Source organism: Synechococcus sp. R6-7, from assembly GCF_047461695.1.
Taxonomy (GTDB): domain Bacteria; phylum Cyanobacteriota; class Cyanobacteriia; order Thermostichales; family Thermostichaceae; genus Thermostichus.
Window position 1 is genome coordinate 1 of the sequence record NZ_JANSHS010000494.1, and the last position, 5,541, is coordinate 5,541.

The following is a 5,541-nucleotide window of genomic DNA, read 5'->3' on the forward strand; positions in this document are numbered from 1 at the left end:
TGAGCTTATTATTGACTAGAGTCATCCTCTATCCTTGGTTGACCCTGGGCCTGCTGGTTCCTCTGGCCTATTGGTGTTGCTCTCGCTGGGTTTTTGCCCTGGCCGTGGTGAACTTTGGCCTGGCGTTGCAAGGGTTAGCCGAGCGTTTGGGCAGCTCTTTCCAAGGTTTAACCCTTTTGCATCTGCTTGGTGTTGCAGTTGTGTGGGGGTTGGGTCTGTGGCACCAACGCCATAAGCCTTGGCTAAGCCGGGTTTTAACTGAAGGAAGGGATCCAGAGCTTCCCGGCGAGCTGGAGCAAGGCTTGGATTTGGCCCCGACAGCCCAGAACTTGGCTCTGCTGGGGTTGGGTGTCCTGCTCTATGTCTGGAGCTTCGTCGGGACGTGGGTCGATCTTTCCGAGGATCCCCTCTGGAACGTTGGGGATCCCTGGGCGAGCTTGTCGGCAGTGGGGTTGCTGCTGCTGGCGGGCTGGGGCTGGTGGCAGGGTTGGCAGGAGAAGAGATCCCAGCCCGTTTCGTCTTGGCTGAAGGATGCTGCTGTTCTGATTTCTCTGGTTGCCTTGGCGCTTTTGCTGGGGATCGGCAGCGCTGTGCCTTTGAACGTGACGGCAGGAGCAGCCTTGGTCCTCTTTGCCCCCTGGATAGTGACCTTGCTGTTGCTGGGGCTGTCAGCAGTGCTCTGCTGGGAAGGGCTACAGCAAGGGCGGCGGGGGCGCTTCTGGCAGGGACTGTTGGGGCTAACCCTGGTGGTGCTGACCCGCTTTTTCGAGTACCCAACCGGCCTGTTGGCCAAGTCGGCGGTGTTGGTGGCCTGTGGGATCGGGGTGATCTGGATTGGGCTGAAGTTTGAGCGGCGCATCTTCTCCAGATCCTAAGTTTTCTTTTCCTTCTGGGAAGCCAAGTCCGCTTGGTTTAATTTGGTTTAACTAAGCGCACCTTAAGGCAAAGACCTAAATTAAGCTTAATTAAATTTCACAAGGTTTGAGGAACCTGCTCGTATTCCGGAAAGTCTTTGCTGCCAGATTATTTTTCCTCTCCGTCGGCTTTAGCTGTAACTGAGGAAGAACGGGCATCTCTATACTTTTAAGGTTTGGAGAACACAGATGAAAGCAGGGCTTCACTTGGGCATTTTGGCTCTACTACTCACACCGTTTTGGGAGAGTGGTTTTCTTCCAGGTACTGCCTTGGCTCGAGATCATTTTTTGGTGGCTCAGGCTCCAGGGCCAGCTAGGCAGCCTATGCCTTCTGTGCCTAGATCGATACCCTCCCCAGTTCCCATAGCTCCGGCAGAATCCTCAGAAACTGTAGATGAGCTATTCCGCCAGGTTCCTTTCCCCCCTTCGCCAAGACCTCTGCCTGGCCTTCCGTGCTCGAGACCCATGGTGTTGCGCTCAGTAACCCTCAGCGCTCCTCCGCCAAACCCTGCTTCCCCCCTGCCATCGGAGGTTCCACCCCAAATTTGGACAACTCTCCAGGGCCCTTTCGGGACAGTCAACTGGGGAGAGCCCCAAGCCAATAAACTCTTTGCTCATACCTTCCAATGGAGCCCCCCTTGTAAAACGGGCTGCCGGATGGGAGGCACCCTTACGTTTACCTATCGCAATAACTTGCAGGCAACAAGTAACACAACTCCTAATGCCGGGAACGACAAGTACTACCTATACAACGGCGGGACTTTAACTCAAGCGGGGTTTTTGTATACTTCCCCAATTCCGCCTGGCCAAACCTTCACCAAAACTCTAACCCTCTCGCCTGCAGAGATTGCAAACAACAGAGTGACCCTAGTAGTTCAAGATGATACGGCGGTTTTGGAAGCTAAGCTAGAGCTTAGATACTGCTGCTGCGAATGCGAATTTCCCATTTGAGTGCAATTCACGTAGGGGGGACTTCATTGTTCCCCCTTTTCTTCAGCTGACCCTAGCTGAAGTTCTCAAAGCCTACTCAGAAAAAGTAGGAAAGCCTAACGGCGGGCCTGGGCAAAAATGGCCTGCAAAATCTCGTCGGCCCCCTGCTGTTTTAGCTTTTCTGCAAGAGCCATCCCCACTGCCTCGGGATCGGCGGTGGATCCCGTCTGAGTATCGCGGATGAGCCGCCGGCCATCCAGGTCGGCCACCATACCGGTTAGGTGCAGCGCCTCCCCTTGGACTTGGCTGTGAACGCCAATGGGCACTTGACACCCTCCTTCCAAAGCCCGCAGGAAAGCTCGCTCCGCCAAGCAGCGGGCTGTGGCCTCCGCATCGGCCAAGGGTCGGATAAGCTCCAGAATCCGCTCATCTCCCTGCCGACACTCGATTCCCAGGGATCCCTGCCCAACCGCGTACAGAGACACGCCGGGATCCAACACCTCGTGGATCCGGTCGGCTTTGCCCAGACGCTTCAAGCCGGCCACCGCCAAAATCAGGCCATCGTACTCTCCCCGCTCCAGCTTAGCCAGGCGGGTGTTGAGGTTGCCCCGCACATCCTTAAAGTGCAAGTGGGGAAAGGCATGGCGCAGTTGGGCCAGCCGCCGCAGCGATGAAGTGCCGATCACCGTCCCCTCTGGCAGGGTGGCCAGTCGGTAATCCCGGAACTTTTCCCCCACCACCAAAGCATCCAGGGGATCCTCCCGCCGCGTGATCGCCCCCAACACCAAGCCCTCCGGCAGGCGAGTGGGCAAGTCTTTAAGGCTATGTACCGCCAAGTCGCTGCTGCCGTTGAGCAGGCTAACTTCCAATTCCTTGGTAAAAAGACCTTTGTCCCCAATTTTGGCCAGGGCTACATCCAGGATGATGTCTCCCTGGGTGGAGAGAGTGTTGAGCTCCAGAGGTAATCCCGGATGGTGTTCTTGCAACTGACCCATCACCCACTGGGTCTGCACCAAAGCCAACTCGCTTTTTCGAGAGGCAATCCGCACCGGCTCGGTGATCCCAGCAGAGGGCTTGGAAGGGGTCGAGGCCCGTTCGCTCATGGCTGCCGCAAAAAAGAACACTGTCTCTCACGCTAGCCGAATCTGTGCCAGGGCAAGGCGGCGGCCTTTAAGATCCTTAACCAAAATTGCAGTTTCCCGAAATCAAGACTTTACCGCAGGGATCCCAGCCGGTAGGATAAGTAGATGGATTCTCCGGCTCGGCGGGGGAGGATCCGGTCTGTCAAGCTCCTCTTCCCCAACCCCAGAGCTTTTGAGGGGAGCTTTCTACAATGGGCACAAGCCCCTGGTTTGGTTGGTCGTCTGCCTGGATGAGTCTTATGGAAGAAAACAACGTCAGCAACGGCACTCAATTACTGCTCAAACGCAACATTCCCGTTAAGGTGGTGGTCACACCCCTTTGGAAAAAGGAAATGCAGGAGCAATTGGAGCGGCAGATCGAAGCCACCGATGCTCAGATGCAACAGCTGGAGTTTCAGGGCAAGCGGGCTATTGCCGAACTGGAGAAACAGAGCCCCAACCCCAACAGCCCCCAAGTGCTCCAACAGGTGGAAGCGGTGAAAAGCCGCGTGAACGAGCAGAAAATCCGCCTCTTGGATCAGAAAAACCAATTGTTGCAGCAGATCAACCAACTGAGCACCCTGGAGCTTAACCAAGAAGTGCTGCAGGGCAATGTGGAGAGCTTCTTCCGAGTCCAAAAAGGAGACAACCTGATCCAGAAAATGCAGGTCGAGATCCTTCTGGAAGATGGGGTGATCAAAGAGATTCGCGGTAACCCATAGGCTACTCACCCCCTTGCCGGAGAAGCGGCAGTCGGGATCCCCAATTTTTCTCGCCTGTAGGTTCTCGAGAACTCCGTTTCGCCAACACAATGGGTGACAATAGGTAACAACCTCTTAACAGCCTTTGGGTTAACGCTCGCACAGGCTGGCGAGGTTGGGTAACATTGCCGCCCGGGGGAGGATTCCCATGTCTGAGTTCGTCTGGTCAGAGCCAGAGCCTCTCGAGGATCTTCATCTTCCCGATTGGTTGCTCACCTCGGCCCAGCGCCGCCGTCTCAAGGCTCTGCTGGTTCTGGCCATGGTGTGGGGGTTGGTCAGCCTGATGCATGTGGTGCCGACGGCCCGTTGGATCACCGTTGGTTTGGCCACGTTCATGGTGATCCACATCAGTCGGTTGTTTCGCCTACAACCGGCGGCCTCCCTACCCCCTCTGAGACTTCCTTCTGCCGACACGACCCGCCGGGATCCCAGGTCAACAGATAACAGCGATGACCCTAACAACAATGACTCTGTCCTGCCAATGCAACGGGATGGGCAGAGCGGGCTTTCTGAGTTGGGCGGGCTGGCCTTGCCCCGTGTGGCTGTGTTGATCCCAGCCAAGAATGAGAGCGCAGTGCTCCCACGGCTGTTGCACAGCTTGACCCAGCTCCGTTACCCCACCAGCCATCTGGAGCTGTGGGCCATCGACGACAACAGCAGCGATGCCACCCCTGAAGTTCTGCGGGAAGCCCAAAAGCGGATCCCGCATCTGCGGGTTTACCGGCGGCAGCCGGGGCGGGGCGGGGGTAAGTCCGGCGCCCTCAACGAGGTACTGCCCCTCACCCAAGGGGAGATCATCCTGGTCTGCGATGCCGATGCTGTGGTGCCTTCGGATTTTCTTGCCCGCACTCTGCCCTTGTTTGTTCAAGTGGGAAGCCTGCGCAGCCGTTTCAGCAGACGGACGGTAGGCGCTGTCCAGGTGCGCAAGGCCCTGAGCAACCCCAACGTCAACTTCTGGACTCTGGGGCAGGTGGCGGAAATGGCCTCTGATGCTTACTTCCAGCAGCAGCGCGTGGCTGTGAGGGGTATTGGCGAGCTACGTGGCAACGGCCAACTGGTGCGGCGAGATGTTTTGGAAAAGTGCGGCGGCTGGAACGAGGCCACCCTCACCGACGACTTGGATCTCACCTTTAAGCTGCACCTGGCGGGCGTAGATATCGCCTTTCTGCCAGAGCCGGCCATCGTCGAAGAAGGGGTCACCTCTTGGAAAAGCCTCTGGCACCAGCGCTGCCGCTGGGCAGAAGGGGGCTACCAGCGCTATCTCGACTACTGGCCAGGGATCCTCGGTCGCCGGATGGGGATGGCCAAAACGGTGGATCTCTGGGCCTTCTTTATTTCTCAGTACTTGCTGCCGATGGCCTTGGTTCCCGACACCCTCTGGGTGCTGTTGGCGGGCCACTCCTCGGTGCTGCTCCCCTTGAACGCTCTGGTGATGGGCTGCCTGACGGTGGCTTTTTACCGGGGGCTACGCCAGGTGGAGGGCTTGCGCGGACGGCGACTTTGGTGGCACACCGCCCTGGGCTTGGTCTACATGCTCCACTGGCTGCCGGTTATGATCGCCACAACCGCTCGCATGTGTGTACAGCCCAAGCGCCTAAGGTGGGTGAAAACTGTTCATCACGGCGCTTGAGGTCAGCAAGTTGGATCCAATCCTGCTATCCTAGTCAAGCACCTGCTCACGCCCTGCTCGACCATGGCCCGCCTCTACTACGACACCGACGCCAACCTGGAGCCTTTGGCCGATAAAACCGTTGCCATCATCGGCTATGGCAGCCAAGGCCACGCCCACGCCCTCAATTTGCGCGATAGCGGTGT

The 5,541-nt window shown here is 57.4% G+C and carries 4 protein-coding genes and 1 pseudogene; 4 read left to right on the forward strand and 1 reads right to left on the reverse strand.

Features of this window, described 5'->3' with window-relative positions:
* Nucleotides 1-875, forward strand: an 875-nt coding sequence (locus tag NW815_RS13310; protein ID WP_414416114.1) for a hypothetical protein, incomplete at its 5' end; no start/stop codon positions are given.
* A gap of 1,085 nt (nucleotides 876-1,960) precedes the next feature.
* On the opposite strand, the gene hemC is transcribed toward NW815_RS13310, so the two are convergent.
* The gene (hemC, locus tag NW815_RS13315) at nucleotides 1,961-2,947 is read right to left on the reverse strand and encodes a hydroxymethylbilane synthase (RefSeq protein WP_414388785.1); all 987 of its coding nucleotides are present in this window, start codon (nucleotides 2,945-2,947) and stop codon (nucleotides 1,961-1,963) included.
* A 278-nt stretch (nucleotides 2,948-3,225) separates the two neighbouring features.
* Here hemC and NW815_RS13320 point away from each other — a divergent pair, with 278 nt between their 5' ends.
* The 3 genes and pseudogenes from NW815_RS13320 to NW815_RS13330 all read left to right on the forward strand — a co-directional run.
* Nucleotides 3,226-3,687: a YlqD family protein gene (locus tag NW815_RS13320; protein WP_011433386.1), complete on the forward strand. Its 462-nt coding sequence runs from the start codon at nucleotides 3,226-3,228 to the stop codon at nucleotides 3,685-3,687.
* A gap of 187 nt (nucleotides 3,688-3,874) precedes the next feature.
* The gene (locus tag NW815_RS13325; protein WP_414388786.1) at nucleotides 3,875-5,356 is read left to right on the forward strand and encodes a glycosyltransferase; all 1,482 of its coding nucleotides are present in this window, start codon (nucleotides 3,875-3,877) and stop codon (nucleotides 5,354-5,356) included.
* 63 nt (nucleotides 5,357-5,419) lie between these two features.
* Nucleotides 5,420-5,541: pseudogene (locus NW815_RS13330) on the forward strand (ketol-acid reductoisomerase); the annotation flags it as partial.

What these genes read in the sequence shown, in the direction of transcription:
- NW815_RS13320 (WP_011433386.1), top strand. Translation starts at nt 3,226, where the DNA reads ATGGAAGAAAACAACGTCAGCAACGGCACTCAATTACTGCTCAAACGC.
- NW815_RS13325 (WP_414388786.1), top strand. Translation starts at nt 3,875, where the DNA reads ATGTCTGAGTTCGTCTGGTCAGAGCCAGAGCCTCTCGAGGATCTTCAT.
- hemC (WP_414388785.1), bottom strand. Translation starts at nt 2,947, where the DNA reads ATGAGCGAACGGGCCTCGACCCCTTCCAAGCCCTCTGCTGGGATCACC.